Here is a 17683-nt window from a genome sequence, read left to right as displayed (position 1 = left end):
AAATCTGATGTGTTAGTCTTTAAAAATAAATAGCGACTCAGATTTTCATCCGAACCGCTATTAAATAGGAGGTATTATAATGGTTTTTTTTAACTTCTTTTTACAGGACAACCAATGGCTTTTGTAAAGTTAGGATCTGGTTTTTTACCATGTTCTAAAGCTTCAATAGCATCTTCAACAAACTTTACTTTAACATCTTCGGCAGATTTTGCATTATCATCAATCGTTCCGATGTACTGTACTTTGCGTTCAGCATCTAATAAAAATACATGTGGCGTTCTTACAGCTCCGTACTGTGGAAATATATCGTGTTTTTCATCAGCGAGATACACAAATGGGAAGGCTTTTTCTTCAGCGCGTTTTTGCATAGCCTCATAGTTTTCTGTTTCATTATCTGGGCTCACGTTAGGATTAATTGCAATAACCGAATAGCCTTTTGGAGCATAAGTGTTATGAAGCGAAATTAAACGGTCTTCATACATTTTAGAAAACGGACATCCATTACAAGTAAATACAACAATGTAACCTTTTGCGTCTGTAATACTAGATAAAGAAAATTGAGTACCATCAACGTTTTTAAGATCGAAATCTGTTGCTACATCTCCTATTTTATAACCACCAATTTCTTCTAAAGTTTTAGTTTGAACAGGACTATGGTCTCCTCCAGGAGGTGGTCCTTTTCTATCGCCATGATCTTTTGGAGGGTGTCCTGGACCACCTTCTGGATGTTCCGGTCGGCCCTCATTATGTTCTGCGGTAGTGCCTTGCTCTTTCGTTTCAGATTTATTTTTACAAGATATTAATGTTCCTGCAACTAAAACAAGACCAGCTAAAAGGAGACTTACTTTTTTCATATATTAATTATTAAAAGTGTTATGTATTTCGGTTTCTAAATCTTCAAGACTTTCAAAATCACGTTCATGAAAAGAACGCTTATCATTATTAAATAAGATTGTAAATGGTATAGAGCCAGACCAATTTGGATTTATTTTATCTATCCATGTATTAGAATCTGGGTCGTCTAATAGCACTACTTTTAAGTATATCCCTTTGTCTTTTAAGAAAGGTTTAAGTTTAGTTTCAATGCCTCTTGGGAAATCTAGACTAACCAATGTAATCTCTACATTTGGGTTGTTTTCTGCATATTTCTGAATAATAGGGAGTTCCTTTACACAAGGTGCACACCACATCGCCCAAAAATTTACAATTTGAATTTTATCGCTATTAGTATAGAGTAATGGTTCTAAATCTTCGAAATCGTAAACAGGAATACTATCATTCAGATTTTGAGTTGTCTTAGTTTCACTTTTACTTTTTTTATCTACACATCCATAAAACAAAGGTGTAAGCAAAAGTGCTAAAATGAGTATACGTATGTTTGTTTTCATAACTAGTATTCGGGCCATTTTGGAAATTTAGACTGCGCATATTATAAAAGGTTTAATCTAGGCTACCAATTTATAAAGCGCAGGGTTAAAAACTATAATTCGTACAGTCGATTTGAATTTGTAAAAATACAAGATTAAAAACTGTATTTCATATTGTAATATGGGTAAAAAAGATTGTTATTTAGGTTTTTGTTACTTTTGAAGTTGTATTACTAAAATATGAAGATATATAAGGACATAAAGACTTACTTTTTAAACGATCTTGATGCGATTACAGATTACAATAATCAGTTTTATATTAAGTCTTTTGGAAAAAGAAAAGGGACGGAGAAACTATATCATGATCCCGAATTTTTAGAACCACATAAACGGGATTTTTTCGAAATGGGTATCATCGCTCAGCATAATAAAAACATGAGAATTGGTGAACAGGATTTTAAAAAAATGACAAATGGTTTAGCTATTGTATCTCCTTTTCAGACCATAAGTTATGGCGAAAATAATAGTGATGCAGATGACGATTCGGGCTATGTTATTTATTTTAAGTCTTCAATTCTAGATAGTTTAAAACAACCATACGAGGTTCAGAATCAGTTTCCCTTTTTTAAGATACACACACTGCCTTTATATTATCTGTCTGAAGATGATTTTATAGAAATTTCTACTTTGGCAGAAGCTTTATATCAGGAGTCTAGAAGTTCTGAAGTTAATAGTTTAGAAATGATACGTGCATTACTTTTTCAGTTGCTTTATAAAGTAAAGCGCATCACACATAATAACGAAGGGATTGTGCCTTTAAATAGATTTGATGTTATCATGGCTAAATTTGAAAATGCAATTTTAGCGAGTAACAACAACTTTTTGTCGGTTAATGCATATGCTTCTAAGCTGAATATTAGTCCGATTTATCTTTCAGAATGTGTAAAAAGAGCGACAGGACAAAGTGCTCAAAAAGTTATTATAGATTATAAAGTGTTACATTCTAAAACACTGCTTCATCAGAAGGAATTGAGTATTTCTGAAGTTGCAGATGCCTTAGGTTTTAATGAAGTAGCGAATTTTAATCAATTCTTTAAACGTAATGTAGGGATTACAGCGTCGAAATTTCGGAAACTTCCAAATTAAGTCATTGTAATTACGGAATGTTTTGGAGGCTATGTATGGATTTGGTCTAATTTGAATCACGAAATCGGCACTATTAATATGTTTTTAAAATTGGTTAACCAATTGTTTTTATAACCCTCTTTTTTTTCATATTTTGTACACTAATAAACTGGTACACCAATTTATATATTTTTTATTTTATTAAATAGAATGCGATGAAAACAAACTACAAAAACGACTTACAATTTTTTATACTATTACTTTTATTTTCAAATTTCGGAAGCCATTTATGGGCTCAAGTACCTTCGGATCTCATGGAGAATTGTAAGCAATGGAAAATTACATATCCAAATGGAGTAGAAGAAAAACAACTATGTGGAGCGCCTAATAATGAGTTTTTTTATGTGAATGACGCTAAAAATGCTATTGTATTTCGTACGCCTATTAGAAGTGATAACGGAACAACTCCTAATTCTGATAACGTACGCTCGGAACTTAGAGAAAGAGAGCCCGATGGAAGCGTCGATGTATATTGGACTACAGAAGGTTCGCATATGCTTTATGTAAAACAAGCCATTACGCACTTACCAATTAATAAATCTGAATTAGTTGCAACCCAAATTCACGGCGATAAAGAAGCTGGTATCGACGATGCGATGGTGATGCGATTAGAAGATTCTCATCTGTTTTTATCTTTTAATGGTGGTAAATTAAGATCTAATATTAGTATTACAAATAATTATACGTTAGGAACGATTCATGAAGTGATTTTTCTAGTTCAGGATAATAAGCACTATTGCTATTATTCTGAGGATGGAGGCCTTCTAGAAGCCTATAAAAATAATACAGCCTCTGCGTATTTAATTAAAGATGGTGATAAAGATTATGTTATGGATTTAGAATATGACCAATCCTATTTTAAAGTAGGGAATTATACTCAGAGTAATCCAAAAGAAGAAGGAGACGATACCGGAAAACCAGATAATTATGGCGAGGTTTTAGTGTATGATTTTTCTGTAGCTCACGATGAAGTAGGGGTTAGTGGAGTAAGTCTTTCGCCAAATAATATTGAACTTTCCATAGGCAGTCCGTTTCAATTAACAAAAACGATTAGTCCTGCGCATGCATCAAATAAAATGGTGACTTACAGCACGTCTGATGCTAGTGTTGTCACAGTGAATAATAGCGGTGTATTAACTGGAAAATCTTCGGGATCTGCAGTTATTACTGTCACTACGGTCGATGGTGGTTTTACAGACAGCAGTAATGTAACGGTTATTGAAGATGCCTTGGGGATTAATTTAGCTTTAAAAAAGGTGATAACGGGAACAGGAACTCATGACGCTAACAATGTTGTAGAAAATCTTGTAGATGGATCGACGGCAACAAGATGGTCGGTTTCAGGGTTTCCGCAAACTGCTACTATAGACTTAGGGAAGGTATATACAATGGGAAGATCGGAAGTGGTTTGTTATACCGATAGAGCATACCAATATACTGTTTCGGTTTCAGATACTGAAAATGGTACCTATACAGAGATTGTAGATCGTTCTGAGAATACCACACCGGGAGATGAAGGCAATCCAATTGTAAATGTATTTACACCTGTAGAAGGACGTTTCGTTAAATTAACAATTACGGGTGCCGCTGTTTATGAAGGTCCTTGGGTAAGTTTATCTGAATTTCGAATTTTTGAAGCCTCGTCCTTAAGTATTGAAGCGTCACCTCTGGATGATAGTAAAGTCACTATATCTCCAAATCCTGCTACTAATAATATAACAATTAATGGAGCAGAAGATTTTAATAATCTAAAGATATACGATCATATTGGTAAACTGATTATTAATCAGTTTTATAATGGACAATCTGTAGATATTTCACATCTAAATTCTGGACTTTATATCGTGAGATTATCAGGAAAATCGCAGACCATAAATAAACGTATTATTAAAAAATAATAATTAATTTAATAGATACACAAAAGGCAAATGGAGTTTAATTCATTTGCCTTTTTTCATTCATTTATAAGTCGACAATTAGAAAAGAAAGCTGAGGTTTTTACAATTTATAATTGATTCAGTATTTAAAGTGCATTTTCATGCCTTCATGTGTGGCTGTAAAGCCTAAGTCTTCGTAAAATTTAATAGCTCTTGGTCTTCTTTTGTCGGATGTTAGCTGTAAGATAACTGCATGACGTTCTTTTGCGCGCTCTATAGTCCATTCAAATATGTGTTTCCCAACACCAATACCGCGTAAATCTTTTCTTACCTGAACAGCTTCAATTTGTACGCGCAGTCCGCCGCAGTAATTTAAATATTGAATAAAGGTCAATTGAAAGGTTGCGATAACCGCTTTAGCTTCGTTTTCAACAACCATAAGTTCTTGATTCGGATCAGAATTTATAATATGGAATGCGTTGTTGTAATCTACAGAAATAGGACTCTCAAGTTGTTCTCTAGTTTTTCCTAAGTCATCATCTGAAAGTAATTCAACAATGGCGTAAATATCATTAACGGTGGCTTCTCTAATGGTCATAATTCTGATTTCGCTTGTATTTAGATGTGTTATTATAACATTTTAAATTTAAACTAAAAACTCTGAAACTTTTAATTTGTATTAAAAATTTCAGAGTTTAGAAAGTGTAGGAGTGCATGAATGTGTAGAATAACACGTCATGCGTTTTTATAAGATCATAGTTTATTTGTGATCGGTAACCACTTTATGAAGAACTACTTGAGCCGATTTTTCATAATCATCATGCCATCCAAAGTAATTACCTGTTTTAAAGTAGTTTTCATGAACGTAACCGTTTCCTACATAGTCGTAGATCTCGGTATATGCGATATCTAAGTCTTTGGCTTCGCAGACCAATCCGCAGTATAATTTTCCATTTTCAATTTTCATTTTGAAAGTGAATATTTCATTATCTACGCGTCCAAAGTCAACTTTTTCATCGTATTTACTCGTCCACGGATCATTATTTTCAGGCTTTATATAATGGTCTATTTGTATCATCCCATCGTTCCATCTAATTTTTACTGTTGCTGGACTTCCGGTAATACCTTCGGATGCGATACCGTGAATTTGCGCGACTATAGTACGACCATTTCCTTCTACATAATCGACATTAATAGTCGATTCTAAAATGTGAACTCCAGTACTCATAGACCAATTGTCGGTAGTGGTTTGGTTTCCTCTCCAGTATTCTCTAAGCTCTGTTCTGCAATATTTATCGCCTAGAGCAGATAGTCCCGAAGTGGTAATTCCTGTAAATTTAGTCCACAGCGTATACGAACCATCAGCGTTTTTATAGAAGTATTTAGACTGACTCGCGGTTAGATTATCATTTACAATATCCGTATATTTTATAGATGTTGCTTTTCCACTTCCTGCATCTATGGGCACCGATAAATACCAGTTTTTCCAGGTTATATTTTCCGCCTCAACTTCAGGGACTTCCGTTTCTGGATCTTCTGTTTCGTCTATAATAGTGCCATCTGTAGTTTCTCTGTCAGAACTGCAAGCGATACTTAGTATAATCGATATAAAAATTAAAAATTTACTGGTTAAAATTCCCTTTGTGATCATATAGAATCAATTAAAATGAGTTGTTTTGTGTGTTTGTTATGTACTGTACTAAACTCCAAGATTCAAAAATATAAAATTGATGTGTTTGATTGACATACAATAATATAAGTGTCAAAAAATAAGTTTTTATCGCGCAAATATACATCTAGTTTCGATCATTATCTAATAAGGTAGATCGCAACTATTTATGCGATACAAAAGGGATGCCAAAAGTTTTTTAGGAGATGAGATTTTGAATGTAAGGTTAGAAATAGGAGTTTACTTGTATGCTTAACTTTACATTGATTGAGGTGCTAATTACTTAAAAGCCAAGACATCATTTTATTTAAAGCACGTTCTCTAACGACTTTTGGCGATAAAAAGATATCATGTTGGGCATGGTCAATTTCCAATAAAGTAACTTGATTTCCAAGTGTTTTTCCAATGCGCTTAATGTCTTCTATATTTAGTACAATATCGTTAGACAGGGCTTGCTTGGAAAATTTAGACGTTTTTATAGATCCAGAAGAATGCATGACCAGTACAGGAACTTGGATGTTTGAGTGTACTAAACTTTGTTGTGCCGCTGCAATAGCCAAGACCCATTTAAAATACGTGGGAAAGCCTTTTATAGGTTTCCAGTCTAAGTTAAAATCCCATTCACCAAAATAATCTTTATGAATACTTTTTGCATAAGCAGGAGTGAGAACACCATTAACTTTGGCATAGCTTGATATTTTAGAGGCCATTTTTGCCACACACTGACTGATATATTTCTCCAATTTCGTTTGATTGAAATCAAAAAAAGGAGAGTTTAAAATTAAACCATCAACAAGGTGTCTTTCTTTTCCTGAATTCATATAACAACTCGCCGTTAAACCACCTGTAGAGTGCCCAAGTAAATAAACACCACTACTTTTGCTTTTTAGATGTAGAATGGCTAGTGATAATTCTTCGAAATACTCTTCAATATTTTTACAATAATTAGGGTGTTGATGCGGTAATAGCGCTCTACCATACTTGCGTAAATCGAGAGCATAAAAGTCGAAATGATTGGTGTTAAAGAATTCTCCTAAATGCGGATGAAAAAAATAGTCGATATATCCATGAATGTACAAGATGCTTTTTCTATCTCCTGTATTAAAATTTGAAGCTGTTAGCACAGCAATTACTTCCCCTTCGTAATCTGGCTTAAGAGAAATGGTTTCACTAGTGTAGTCTTCAGTTAAATTCATTTTGTTTGTATTACCCGTAATATGCATATTAAAAGGAGTCTAATAGCGATTCATGGTCAATAATTATTTATGCTTTATAGGTTAGAATGGTGTCCTAAAAATAGTCATCTTTTTTTATATCACATGCATTGGGATTCTTTTATTGAAACAGATTATCTATCATATATAGTGTCTTACATTTCTGAAAAGCGTTTCTTATCGCTTTCTTTGTGTCATTTCATCTGCTGTAAGATAACCATCCTTATTACGATCTCTATTTTCGAAATTCTCTTTTAATTTACCTTTAACTTCCGATTTTGAGAGTTTATTATCCTTATTACTATCCATTTTCAATAACATACTTGCGAACGAAGGCGGAGTATTTGAGGTTTGATTAGTGCCTGCCTGTTTAGGCGTACGTTTTGTATTATTATTTTTCTGAGTGGATGGCGTTTCCGAATAAGTTTGTACCGAAGGATTGATATCTCTTACGGCCCTCACAAAATTATATACATATCTTACATCGCCTTGAGGTCCGAAGTACTGAGGATAATCACTTTTGTCTCCGCTTTTAGGATCACTTCTTTGGGCACCTGCGCCATGCACATCCATTAAGGTGTCTCTCATTTCTCCTTGTGCGTCACCAAATGCAATATATACGGCATTGGCACTCGGGTTTTTCCCATCTAAGTGAGTCGTACTCGACCAGAAATAAGGATACTGTCCCGATTTTCCGTTTGGATCTGTAATTTCTGTAGTTTCAAAAATTGAATGTATAGCTGGTGACTGAGTAGTTTGTGGGGAACGGTTATAATCAACTATACTCTGAAGTTCTTTTGCATTTGGTAATCTCCAATCCGAATGTGTTCCCAGTTCCAACTGTTCTGTATAGGTTAAAGCCGATTTCCAATCACGACTGTTTCCATCGTCTGCTTTTTGCCACATTAAGCCAGTTGCTAAGTCACTTACAGTGCCATCTTTATTGTCTATAAAATTATTATTTCCATAGGATGTATTTCCACGTACCATGCGAAAGTACATGGTGTTGTCTTCACGTGTTCGCGGATTTGTTTTTGAATACCCTTTAATACGACCATCTACAAAATTAACACCGAAAACCGTTGCATTGTTTTTCATTGTACGACCAACGTATTCGGTAGAAGACCATGTTTGTGCATCAATTTCGCGTTCACCCATTTTAGAATCACCTAAGGGTTGCATAAAGTAATCGGTATTAATAAACATTTCAATGGCATGTTCTCCTTTTACTTGTCCGGAGAATAATATAAGTGAATAAAGCTCCTTTATTGTTGGCACTCTCCAGTCTGAATAGTCTCCCAAAGTAGATTGCTCTGCTTTTTTAAAAGCGTCTTCAAACGTTATTTTAGGTCCCATATCTTTTTCCCAAGTGAGTCCTGTAATGTTATCTGTTATAGTACCATCTTGATTATCTGTATATGAAGGCTGATTCCCAATGTAATTCGCATCCTGCCCATAAAATGCGTCGCCCGCAACTGGTTTAGAAATTTGATCTGTATCTGAGTAATAATTGTTCAGATCTGTATCTACAATAGGATAGGTGTAGTTTGATTTTTTGACATCTACAGTAGAAATGGTTAGCGGGACAGTTAGTAAATCTCTCCCATATATTACAGGGCTACTATAATTTTTACGTATTTCGGATGTTGTAGCTTCTTCATCTATTTCTGTAAAGTTGAAGTGTGTTAATACTACGTTTTTAACGTTAGCTTCTTTTGCCATTAACGAGCTTTCTTCTAAATTAACATGAGCTTTTTCTTTGTTTCCGGTGCGCTTATTATTCTTAGCATTGCTATTGGTTCTGCTCGGTTTTTTATTAGATCCTAATGCAATGGCCCCACCGGAATCAATAATTAAATAATCGGCATCTTTTGCTAGAATGGGTAACGACTTAGAATAGGTTAAATCTCCAGAAATAACGATAGATTGGTTGCCAACATCAAAGCGATATGCATAGGTTGTAATGGCATGGTTTACTTCGGCACAGGTAATTTTTATTTCACCAATATTGAAGGATTCATTGCCCAATAAATTCTTAGAAGAGAAATTGTTTTTAACACTGTTTAAACTGCGTCCAGATTTTGAAAGCCGATAACTTATATCTTCTTCATAAGTATCCAGAATATTATCTATTAACGTCGTTGTTGGCGCTGGTCCAGCGACTATGAAGTTAGTGTTACCTAGAAGCGATTGAATAAAGATGGGTGTAAACTCTTCGTTATGGTCTAAATGATGGTGTGTAAAAAGGATGCCATCAATGTCTTTAATTTTGGTGTTGTTTTTATCTAAATTGGCTTGGGTTCCATTTCCCATGTCTACCAAAATGTGTGTGTTCTTGTAAGAAATAAGTACCGACGGTCCTGAACGTTCTGTATTAAATTTTGGAGACCCAGAACCAATGATTGTGGCTGTTAACTGTTCCGTGTTTCGCTGTGCGAATAGCTGTAAGCTTATACAAATCAGCATTAAAAACAAGTAATTTTTCATGTCTATACTTTTAAAGTAAGACCTGTTTTATATGAAAGCGTTTAATGTTGAATTGTATTATTTTTAGAAAATTCTGATTTATCTCAATTTTAAGTAAACTTTCAAGAAGCCACTTAAAATAAAATTAAATTCGAACTGCTATGATTTACATGGATTTGAATTTCCAAAACTTATGCTTTGGCAGAGGAGCTTCGAAGGTTTTAGAAGTCTTCGTTGCAGAGTCTTCATACGTTAATTTCCAGGCATGAAGACAAACAGATTGAGGCAAGTATTTTTGATCCGAGCCATATTTGTCGTCCCCAATTATAGGCAATCCGATATGCGATAATTGTGCTCTAATTTGATGAAATCGTCCAGTTTTTGGTTTGACTTCAAGTAGATAGCCAAAATCATTTTGATCTATAACAGTGTAGGAAAGCCTGCAATCTAAAGTATTTTTTGACTTAGATTGCACGATGTCCGCTCTCTTTTCGAGGTTATTTTTTACAAGAAAATTCACTAATTGTCCTTTTGGTTTTGGCGGCTTGTTTTTAACAATGGCCAAATAGGTTTTCTGAATTTTACGCGTACTAAAGAGATCATTAAATGAGACTAAAATACTTTTTTTCTTAGCAAAAATAAGGACACCACTTGTGACACGATCTAATCGATGTATCACCCCAACATAAGGTTTCGGTTTCCCTTTTAATATATGATTGAAGACCTGATTTTCTACCGTATTATTCTCATACGGACTTTTCTCTGTGATAAGTCCGGCTGTTTTATTTACAACAATATAATCGTTGGTTTCTTCTACAAGTGCAAGATTAGACATTAATAACTCAGTTTTTTATCGTCTTTTCTTTCTAGAAGTTTGTTTTTTCTTACGTCGAGACCCGAATGATGTGCTCTCACTTGTTGATGGAATAGCATCATCAAATGTGTTTTTTACAGGTTTAAGATTAACTTTCTTCCAGGCTGGTTTATTTTCCTTTTTCTCAGGTATTAAAACATCCAATAAATCGGATCTTCCAACCTTGTTTAAGGTCTTTTTAATCCAATCTTTATTTTCTTGTTTATACCAAAAGAAGAAGCGGTGTTGCTCGTCTTTCTCTTTTTTAGATTTAGGTGTTTTAGTTGGTTTTAATGTGTACGGATGGTAACCACTATAATAAATAACAGTAGCAACCGTCATAGGAGTTGGTGTAAAACCTTGTACTTGCTCCAACTGGAATCCCATATCTTTAGTTTCTGCAGCTAGATTTGCCATGTCTTCAACTTCACAAGCAGGATGATTTGATATAAAATAAGGAATCAATTGAAGTTTTAAATCCTTCTTAATATTGATCTTATCAAAACGCTCTTTAAACTTATGAAAATATTTAAAAGAAGGCTTACGCATTAACTTTAAAACAGGATCAGACGTATGCTCAGGAGCTACTTTTAAACGACCAGAGATATGTTTGGTCATGACTTCTTCGGTATAATCGTCTAATTCTTTTGGATCTGCATTCTTATTGAATTCAGGAACCAACATATCATGACGAATACCACTACCAATAAACGATTTCTTTATTTTAGGATGCTTATCTACAGCCTGATATAATTCGGTTAAAGGCTTATGAGACGTGTCTAGATTACTACAAATTACAGGTGAAATACATGAAGGCGCAACACATTTATCACAAATGGATTGTACTTTACCTTTCATCTTGTACATATTTGCAGAAGGTCCGCCAATATCAGACAAATAGCCTTTAAAATCAGGCATATTAGCGACTTTGTCGACTTCTCTTAATACCGACTCTTGACTACGACTTGCGATAAATTTTCCTTGATGTGCCGAAATGGTACAAAAACTACACCCACCAAAACAACCACGGTGAATGTTAATAGAAAATTTAATCATCTCGAACGCAGGAATCGGTCCACGCTTATTGTATTTTGGATGCGGTAATCGTGTGTAAGGCAAATCGAAAGACGCATCAATTTCTTCCTCCATCATCGTTGGGAATGGCGGATTAATAACTAAGGTCTTATTGCTTATTTTTTGAGAAATTCTATTGGCATTAAGCTTATTAGATTCTTGCTCGATAACTTTAAAGTTAGACGCAAATTTCTTCTTATCCTGTAAACAGACTTCATGAGATTGAATTTCGACATCTTGCCAATTTTTATTTTTCGGAAGATCTTCATCTTCATTCAATAAAAAAGCCGTTTGTTTTATGGTTCTTAAGCTTGAAAAAGGCACCCCTTTTTGTAATAATTCCACAACTTCACGTAAAGGCTGTTCACCCATTCCATAAACCAACATATCTGCTTTAGACGTTTCTAAAATAGAAGGCATAAGTTTATCGCTCCAATAATCGTAATGCGTTACACGACGTAAAGACGCTTCAATCCCTCCAATTAAGACAGGGACATTTGGGAATTTTTCTTTTAAGATATTAGAATATACAGAGGTGGCATAATCGGGTCTAAAACCTTTGTCACCATTTGGTGTATATGCATCATTATCACGACGTTTTTTACTTGCCGTGTAATTACTTACCATGGGATCCATACAACCACCTGTTACTCCAAAAAATAATTTTGGTGTTCCTAGTTTTGTAAAATCCTGTAAATTATCGTTCACACTGGGTTGCGGAACAATGGCAACTTTTAAGCCGTAACTTTCTAAAATACGACCAATAACCGCCGGTCCAAATGAAGGGTGATCTACGTAAGCGTCTCCGCTAAATAGGATAACATCGAGTTCTTCCCAACCTCGAAGTTTGACTTCTTTGTTAGTTGTTGGTAACCAATCTGTAAGTTTATTTATATGCATATGGCAGCAAAGGTACAATTAAATTCTTTTAAGTACTCAACACAAAATACTTACTAAAAGTTAATTTTGAAAAACACTTATCTATTTGACTCCTTTGTTGTTATGTTTATATTTATACCTCGTTTAATAAAACATCTATTGTATGTGCTGTTACCGTATGGTAGTTTGGTCGCGCTGTTTTGTAAATCGCTAAGGCTTCATCAATGCGGTCAGCTTTTTTGAAGGCTTTAAATAATGTTGTAACATACCAACGTCTACCAACTGTATTTAAAAATTCAGAAATTCGTGTATCCACATTATTACCGTGATAATTATTAAGGATAGACTGCTCGTACCAAACCATTGTAATATAGGAGTTGGTTGACTCTGATAAATTAAAAGTATCGTCTAAGTGTTGCATCTGAGAGGTGGTAATATCTTCAGGGAAATTTCGGATAAAATAAACCCATTCCTGTGGCGTCCACTGACTGGTTTTTGCGGTATCAATCGTGTTTGTTTCTATAAATGTTGTTAAAACGTTTTTAACCGTTGTAAAGGCATCAGATTGTATCACAGCAGCATTGTCTGGAATACCGGGCTCATAGATCCACGCTTCTGTGTTAAAAGCGATGTTGTTTTTGTCTAATAAATTGGTGTTTAAATAGGTGATAAAATCTTCGGTGTTCGTTGTAGAAAACGCATTTGTTTTAAAATATGATTTTAAGAACGCATCCATATTTTTACGTCCAACGTGTTCTTCAAGTGTTCTTAAAAATAAATAGCCTTTGTCGTAAGCAATACTATTCATCCCATCGTCAGGATCACGACCTTTTAAATCTAATTTCAGTTTGGTGTCATTCGGACTGTCTTTTAACGCTTCCAATTCATCGTCTAAATCTTGTCGCCCGATTAATGCTAGCATGTCGGCACGTTCTTTACCGTAGAGCGCTTCCATAATTCTGATTTCAAAATAAACGGTAAAGCCTTCATTAAGCCAAAAATCATTCCAAGTTGCATTTGTTACAAGATTTCCTGACCATGAATGGGCCAATTCGTGAGCAACGAGCGTGGTTAAACTTTTATCTCCGGCAATAACGGTAGGCGTAGCAAATGTTAATCTCGGGTTTTCCATACCTCCAAAAGGGAAACTAGGAGGTAAGACGATCACATCAAATTGTTCCCAGTCGTAAGCACCATATAAATTCTCGGCAGTAGCGACCATTTTCTCCATATCAGAAAATTCGGTGTGCGCTTTTTCAATCATAGATTTTTCAGCATATACACCCGTTCTGTCGCTTATAGATTTGTATTCAATATCTCCAACAGCAAGGGCGATAAGATAAGCTGGAATAGGTTGTGCCATTTTAAACTTATAAATACCATCGGCTGTCTTTTCTTTAGGATTCTCGGCACTCATTACCGCCATTAATTCCGAAGGTACTTTTACAGTTGCATTATAAGTCATACGAATTTGCGGACTATCTTGAATAGGAATCCAAGTACGTGTTAAAATAGCCTGACCTTGAGTAAAGAGAAAAGGATTTGTTTTATCTGCCGTCTGTTGGGCATTTAACCACTGCAATGCTTCTGTTTTATCTGTAGTCTGGTACGTGATTGCAATTTTTTTAGTCGTATCTTTTATACTAATAGTTAAAGACTGCCCGAGTTTTTCATCCATAGCACCCAACCTGAATGCTGTTTCTTCTCCATCGGCTTTAACATCTATAATATTTAAATATTTAGTGTCTAAAATGATTTCTGTTGCGCTATTATTTGTGATATCATAAGTCGCCGTTCCACTGATAATATGCGTATCGAAGTCGACATCAATATCTAAATCTAGATGTGTAGTGACTGCATTATTCGGTTGCGCGAAGGAATGCGGTTCTTCCGCATAGGTGTTGGCGATTGTTTTTTCTTTAGATTGTTTGCAATTAGTTAGCGTGAATATGCAGCATACTGCTAGAATAAAGACTTTTTTCATTAGGGATATTTCTTTGGTTACTAAAGTATGAAAAAGCAAATGGGTTAAGAAATAACAGGTCGCTCTTTACAATACTTGATTCAATTATTTAAGATTTACAAGAAACAGATGATGAATTTTGTGAATTTAGGATATTGACAACGGTTTAGGCGAGAAAGGAAAGGGGAGTAGCAGCTCTTTGTTTCTATTTCAGGATTAAAATGGGTTCGGATTTATTAATCGAATTATTAGTATTAAATTTGCAACATCAAATTATTATATCCTTAATTTTTAGTTTATGCCTTATCAAGATGTGTTTGTTCTTTTCTGGGAACACGTAAAAGAAAGTGTTCAAGAAGGCAGATTTGCCAAGTTAACTATGGCGAAGACCATTGGAAAACCGAACTTAAAAAATATTTTTGTCAGACCCATATATTCTGACGACGATTTTAAAGTTTTAGTAAAATTGCGTTATCAATCTAAAGAAACGGAGGATGAGGAATTCGAATTTACTTTAGAGGAAGCGTTTGAGTATTTAAAGCCTTATTTAAAAACGTCTTTTTCTTCTGTTATTTTATTCACAACAACAAAAGACATTACGTTTAAAATCAATAAAAAAGGAGCGGCTAGTATGAGTGAGAATGGCCCAACTTTTAAGAATGTTATACAGCCTAAAAGTGATTTAGAATAGTTAGAATTAAGTTTTATAACCTTTCTAAACAGTACAAAATAAAAAAGCTGGACACTATTAATAGTGTCCAGCTTTTTTTAGAAATATTCCAGATATTTACTCTACAGTTAAGGTGTACTGAGGTGTTGGGTTTAACGGGCAGAAGTAAATATATTCTCCTTTGGCAAGAGAAGTTACTTTACTGCTTTCTGTAGTGTTGTTTTCTACAGCTTTAGTCACATAAGCATTACTAATATGGTTTTCAGGATTAGAAGCATCTTTTCCTTTAGGTACTAAAACAAAACCAACTTGATGCCCAACGTTCTTGTTTGCTATTTCAAAAACATAATCACCTTCTTTTAAGGTAAGAGATTTCTGAGTAAACTCTCCTTTTGTTTGTTCTAAAGCGACTGTTGTTGCTTCTGTATTCATTTTATCTTGTGCATGTCCTGAAACGGTGAAGGCTAATGCGAATACGATTACTGCTATAAATTTTTTCATCTTGTTATTGTTATTTGTGTTAGTATTTAATATTATTTTGTTGCTAATTCTAAAGGCTGTGCTACTGGAAAATCTACAGGAACCTGTGTTGTACTATGTATGTAGTTAGAGATTGTTTTATCTCCTACTAAAGAAATAGTGTCTATTAAGTTACCTTTTGTATATCCGGCGTTAAAGAAGTTTTCTAAAACTGTTTCGTCTGTTTTTCCTCTATTCTCAGTAATGTTTTTAGCTAATTTTGCTAAAGCATCTAATTTGTCATTAACTGTAGAATATCCAGCTCTTAACTCTAAGATTTGATCCTCTGTAAAACCATTCATCTTTCCTATTGCAGTATGTGCAGAAAGACAATATAAACAATCGTTTACTTGGCTAACGGCAAGATTTACAACTTCTTTTTCTTTAGCAGATAAGGATGTTTTTGCATTAGCAAAGTTTAAATAGTTTTCTAAAGCGGTATCACTATGTGCGTAAGTGGCGTATAAATTTGGTACAAAACCTACAGCTTTTTTTAAATTGTCGAAAATAGCTTGGTTGTTTGCGCTTACGTCTTCTCTTGAAAGAATGTTTTTAAATGTATTCATAATTTTAAATTTTTATTCTGAAATGAATTCAGCTGTTATTGATGTTTTTTTTTGATGTATTTTGTTGGTACAAAGTTGCGATAGAATAGGGTGATATAAAAGGGGCGTTATTCCCTAAAGCATGTCGTTTTTTCCCTTGTAGTTAAAAGTTGCCTACATATGGGTTTTCGGCATCACAATAATAATCGTGAATGTGTTTTTGATCGCAATGTGATTCTGTGTTGATCGTGTTCACTGCCACTTTTCTATTGTTAGTGAATATCTCGATCAGGTTGAATATGGATATGTTTTTTAATTTCATCTTGTTATTGTTTTAATATTACAATGCAAAGATGCGATAGAAGAAGACGCTATAAAATGAAGAATTTGCCCAAAGGCATGTCAATTTTTCCTAACTTAAAGTGTTTAGGCGTTTTTTGTAGTCTGAAGGGGATAAGGTCGTGTGTTTTTTGAATAATCGGCTGAGGTGCGAGGCATCTTCAAATCCAATTTCGTAAGCAATTTCTTTAGCCGTCTTATCTGTATAGCTTAATAAGCGTTTTGCTTCTAAGACAATGCGCTGGTGAATAATATGTAGCGGACTTCTATTTAGTTTGGCAAAATTATTGGATAAGGTTTTAGGCGATTTATATAATTTATCGGCATAGAAGGCCACACTGTGTTCTGTTTTAAAATGCTGTTCTACCAGGAAATTAAATTCACGTAGTAAATCGACCTTAGAACTTTTGGGCGTTTCAATAATGCCTTCTTTAGCTTTTAATAATCGTGTGCTTTTTATAATAAATCGTGACATTAGCATTCTAAGCATTTCGGCTTGTATGTTGTCTTCGGTTTCTAATTCGTCAATAAAAACTTCGTGTAAAGTTTCAAACTTTTCTTGTTCGACTGTATTTAAATGAATGATCGGAATATTTATATTTCCAAAAAAGAGTATGCCCACGCAACTCACTTCTTGGTCGTGATCTTTAATACAGTAAAATTCTTGATTAAATTGATACATGGTAACATCGCTCCCTGTAATATACTGAAGATATTGAATAGGCGTAAGTGCTAATATGCTGTGTGGTTCGACTGTAAATGGGACACTGTCTATAATAAGATCTACGGGTTCCGATTTTGCCCAAATAAAGGTGTAAAATTCAGATTGTTTTGCATTTTTAAATGGAACCAAGTCGTGCTCATTTCCAATATTGAAAATAGCATTAGTAGAAAATTCTTTAAAAGTGTGAGTCATGGTCACTAAGTCTAATTAGTCAAGTAAAAATTACAAAAAAAGAAAGTTATTTAGATGCGCTTTAAGACTTGAATTCAATCGTTCGATTAAGAAAATGATTGCGTTTATATAATACGCTTAAATGTTTTGGATGGTATTTAAATACTG

At 34.3% G+C, this 17683-nt stretch carries 15 protein-coding genes; 3 read left to right on the top strand and 12 right to left on the bottom strand.

Annotation, left to right across the window (positions count from 1 at the left end; translation table 11 throughout):
- Nucleotides 1-89: 89 nt before the first annotated feature.
- Together ACFFVB_RS05380 and ACFFVB_RS05375 are read right to left on the bottom strand one after the other, a co-directional pair.
- Nucleotides 90-854: a thioredoxin family protein gene (locus ACFFVB_RS05380; RefSeq protein ID WP_382381690.1), complete on the bottom strand. Its 765-nt coding sequence runs from the start codon at nucleotides 852-854 to the stop codon at nucleotides 90-92.
- Between the two features lie 3 nt (nucleotides 855-857).
- Nucleotides 858-1388, bottom strand: coding sequence for a TlpA family protein disulfide reductase (locus ACFFVB_RS05375; RefSeq protein WP_382381689.1), 531 nt, complete (start codon nucleotides 1386-1388; stop codon nucleotides 858-860).
- A gap of 219 nt (nucleotides 1389-1607) precedes the next feature.
- Here ACFFVB_RS05375 and ACFFVB_RS05370 point away from each other — a divergent pair, with 219 nt between their 5' ends.
- Together ACFFVB_RS05370 and ACFFVB_RS05365 are read left to right on the top strand one after the other, a co-directional pair.
- A complete protein-coding gene (locus ACFFVB_RS05370; RefSeq protein WP_382381688.1) occupies nucleotides 1608-2513 on the top strand; it encodes an AraC family transcriptional regulator in 906 nt (301 codons plus the stop codon).
- Between the two features lie 194 nt (nucleotides 2514-2707).
- Entirely contained in the window at nucleotides 2708-4450 is a 1743-nt protein-coding gene (locus ACFFVB_RS05365; protein ID WP_382381687.1) for a polysaccharide lyase family 7 protein, read from the top strand.
- A 118-nt stretch (nucleotides 4451-4568) separates the two neighbouring features.
- Here the strand turns inward: ACFFVB_RS05365 and ACFFVB_RS05360 are convergent, their stop codons facing one another.
- The 7 genes from ACFFVB_RS05360 to ACFFVB_RS05330 all read right to left on the bottom strand — a co-directional run bounded on the left by ACFFVB_RS05360 (nucleotide 4569) and on the right by ACFFVB_RS05330 (nucleotide 14568).
- The gene (locus ACFFVB_RS05360) at nucleotides 4569-5027 is read right to left on the bottom strand and encodes a GNAT family N-acetyltransferase (RefSeq protein ID WP_382381686.1); all 459 of its coding nucleotides are present in this window, start codon (nucleotides 5025-5027) and stop codon (nucleotides 4569-4571) included.
- A gap of 162 nt (nucleotides 5028-5189) precedes the next feature.
- Nucleotides 5190-6080, bottom strand: coding sequence for a polysaccharide lyase family 7 protein (locus ACFFVB_RS05355; RefSeq protein WP_382381685.1), 891 nt, complete (start codon nucleotides 6078-6080; stop codon nucleotides 5190-5192).
- Between the two features lie 293 nt (nucleotides 6081-6373).
- Entirely contained in the window at nucleotides 6374-7294 is a 921-nt protein-coding gene (locus tag ACFFVB_RS05350; protein WP_382381684.1) for an alpha/beta hydrolase, read from the bottom strand.
- Between the two features lie 195 nt (nucleotides 7295-7489).
- The gene (locus ACFFVB_RS05345; RefSeq protein ID WP_382381683.1) at nucleotides 7490-9799 is read right to left on the bottom strand and encodes an Lcl domain-containing protein; all 2310 of its coding nucleotides are present in this window, start codon (nucleotides 9797-9799) and stop codon (nucleotides 7490-7492) included.
- A 145-nt stretch (nucleotides 9800-9944) separates the two neighbouring features.
- On the bottom strand, nucleotides 9945-10613 hold the full coding sequence (locus tag ACFFVB_RS05340) for an RluA family pseudouridine synthase (RefSeq protein WP_382381682.1): 669 nt from the start codon (nucleotides 10611-10613) through the stop codon (nucleotides 9945-9947).
- Between the two features lie 15 nt (nucleotides 10614-10628).
- Nucleotides 10629-12605, bottom strand: a complete 1977-nt coding sequence (locus tag ACFFVB_RS05335) for a YgiQ family radical SAM protein (RefSeq protein ID WP_382381681.1) — start codon at nucleotides 12603-12605, stop codon at nucleotides 10629-10631.
- 112 nt (nucleotides 12606-12717) lie between these two features.
- Complete coding sequence (locus ACFFVB_RS05330; protein WP_382381680.1) at nucleotides 12718-14568, bottom strand: M1 family metallopeptidase; 1851 nt, start codon at nucleotides 14566-14568, stop codon at nucleotides 12718-12720.
- A 277-nt stretch (nucleotides 14569-14845) separates the two neighbouring features.
- Between ACFFVB_RS05330 and ACFFVB_RS05325 the strand changes: the two genes are divergently transcribed.
- The gene (locus ACFFVB_RS05325; RefSeq protein WP_382381679.1) at nucleotides 14846-15238 is read left to right on the top strand and encodes a hypothetical protein; all 393 of its coding nucleotides are present in this window, start codon (nucleotides 14846-14848) and stop codon (nucleotides 15236-15238) included.
- A 96-nt stretch (nucleotides 15239-15334) separates the two neighbouring features.
- Here ACFFVB_RS05325 and ACFFVB_RS05320 read toward each other — a convergent pair whose 3' ends face one another.
- The 3 genes from ACFFVB_RS05320 to ACFFVB_RS05310 form a co-directional block, all read right to left on the bottom strand.
- The gene (locus tag ACFFVB_RS05320) at nucleotides 15335-15718 is read right to left on the bottom strand and encodes a cupredoxin domain-containing protein (protein WP_382381678.1); all 384 of its coding nucleotides are present in this window, start codon (nucleotides 15716-15718) and stop codon (nucleotides 15335-15337) included.
- A 32-nt stretch (nucleotides 15719-15750) separates the two neighbouring features.
- The gene (locus ACFFVB_RS05315) at nucleotides 15751-16302 is read right to left on the bottom strand and encodes a carboxymuconolactone decarboxylase family protein (protein ID WP_382381677.1); all 552 of its coding nucleotides are present in this window, start codon (nucleotides 16300-16302) and stop codon (nucleotides 15751-15753) included.
- A gap of 391 nt (nucleotides 16303-16693) precedes the next feature.
- Nucleotides 16694-17536, bottom strand: a complete 843-nt coding sequence (locus tag ACFFVB_RS05310; protein WP_382381676.1) for an AraC family transcriptional regulator — start codon at nucleotides 17534-17536, stop codon at nucleotides 16694-16696.
- Nucleotides 17537-17683 lie beyond the last annotated feature (147 nt).

Source organism: Formosa undariae (genome assembly GCF_042427615.1).
GTDB classification, from domain to species: domain Bacteria; phylum Bacteroidota; class Bacteroidia; order Flavobacteriales; family Flavobacteriaceae; genus Formosa; species Formosa undariae.
The sequence above is the reverse complement of the archived record's forward strand: the minus strand, read 5'-3'. Positions and strand labels throughout refer to the sequence as shown.

Excerpts from the sequence above, each read along its gene's own strand:
- ACFFVB_RS05380 (WP_382381690.1), bottom strand. The coding sequence starts at position 854 with ATGAAAAAAGTAAGTCTCCTTTTAGCTGGTCTTGTTTTAGTTGCAGGA.
- ACFFVB_RS05375 (WP_382381689.1), bottom strand. The coding sequence starts at position 1,388 with ATGAAAACAAACATACGTATACTCATTTTAGCACTTTTGCTTACACCT.
- ACFFVB_RS05370 (WP_382381688.1), top strand. The coding sequence starts at position 1,608 with ATGAAGATATATAAGGACATAAAGACTTACTTTTTAAACGATCTTGAT.
- ACFFVB_RS05365 (WP_382381687.1), top strand. The coding sequence starts at position 2,708 with ATGAAAACAAACTACAAAAACGACTTACAATTTTTTATACTATTACTT.
- ACFFVB_RS05360 (WP_382381686.1), bottom strand. The coding sequence starts at position 5,027 with ATGACCATTAGAGAAGCCACCGTTAATGATATTTACGCCATTGTTGAA.
- ACFFVB_RS05355 (WP_382381685.1), bottom strand. The coding sequence starts at position 6,080 with ATGATCACAAAGGGAATTTTAACCAGTAAATTTTTAATTTTTATATCG.
- ACFFVB_RS05350 (WP_382381684.1), bottom strand. The coding sequence starts at position 7,294 with ATGAATTTAACTGAAGACTACACTAGTGAAACCATTTCTCTTAAGCCA.
- ACFFVB_RS05345 (WP_382381683.1), bottom strand. The coding sequence starts at position 9,799 with ATGAAAAATTACTTGTTTTTAATGCTGATTTGTATAAGCTTACAGCTA.
- ACFFVB_RS05340 (WP_382381682.1), bottom strand. The coding sequence starts at position 10,613 with ATGTCTAATCTTGCACTTGTAGAAGAAACCAACGATTATATTGTTGTA.
- ACFFVB_RS05335 (WP_382381681.1), bottom strand. The coding sequence starts at position 12,605 with ATGCATATAAATAAACTTACAGATTGGTTACCAACAACTAACAAAGAA.
- ACFFVB_RS05330 (WP_382381680.1), bottom strand. The coding sequence starts at position 14,568 with ATGAAAAAAGTCTTTATTCTAGCAGTATGCTGCATATTCACGCTAACT.
- ACFFVB_RS05325 (WP_382381679.1), top strand. The coding sequence starts at position 14,846 with ATGCCTTATCAAGATGTGTTTGTTCTTTTCTGGGAACACGTAAAAGAA.
- ACFFVB_RS05320 (WP_382381678.1), bottom strand. The coding sequence starts at position 15,718 with ATGAAAAAATTTATAGCAGTAATCGTATTCGCATTAGCCTTCACCGTT.
- ACFFVB_RS05315 (WP_382381677.1), bottom strand. The coding sequence starts at position 16,302 with ATGAATACATTTAAAAACATTCTTTCAAGAGAAGACGTAAGCGCAAAC.
- ACFFVB_RS05310 (WP_382381676.1), bottom strand. The coding sequence starts at position 17,536 with ATGACTCACACTTTTAAAGAATTTTCTACTAATGCTATTTTCAATATT.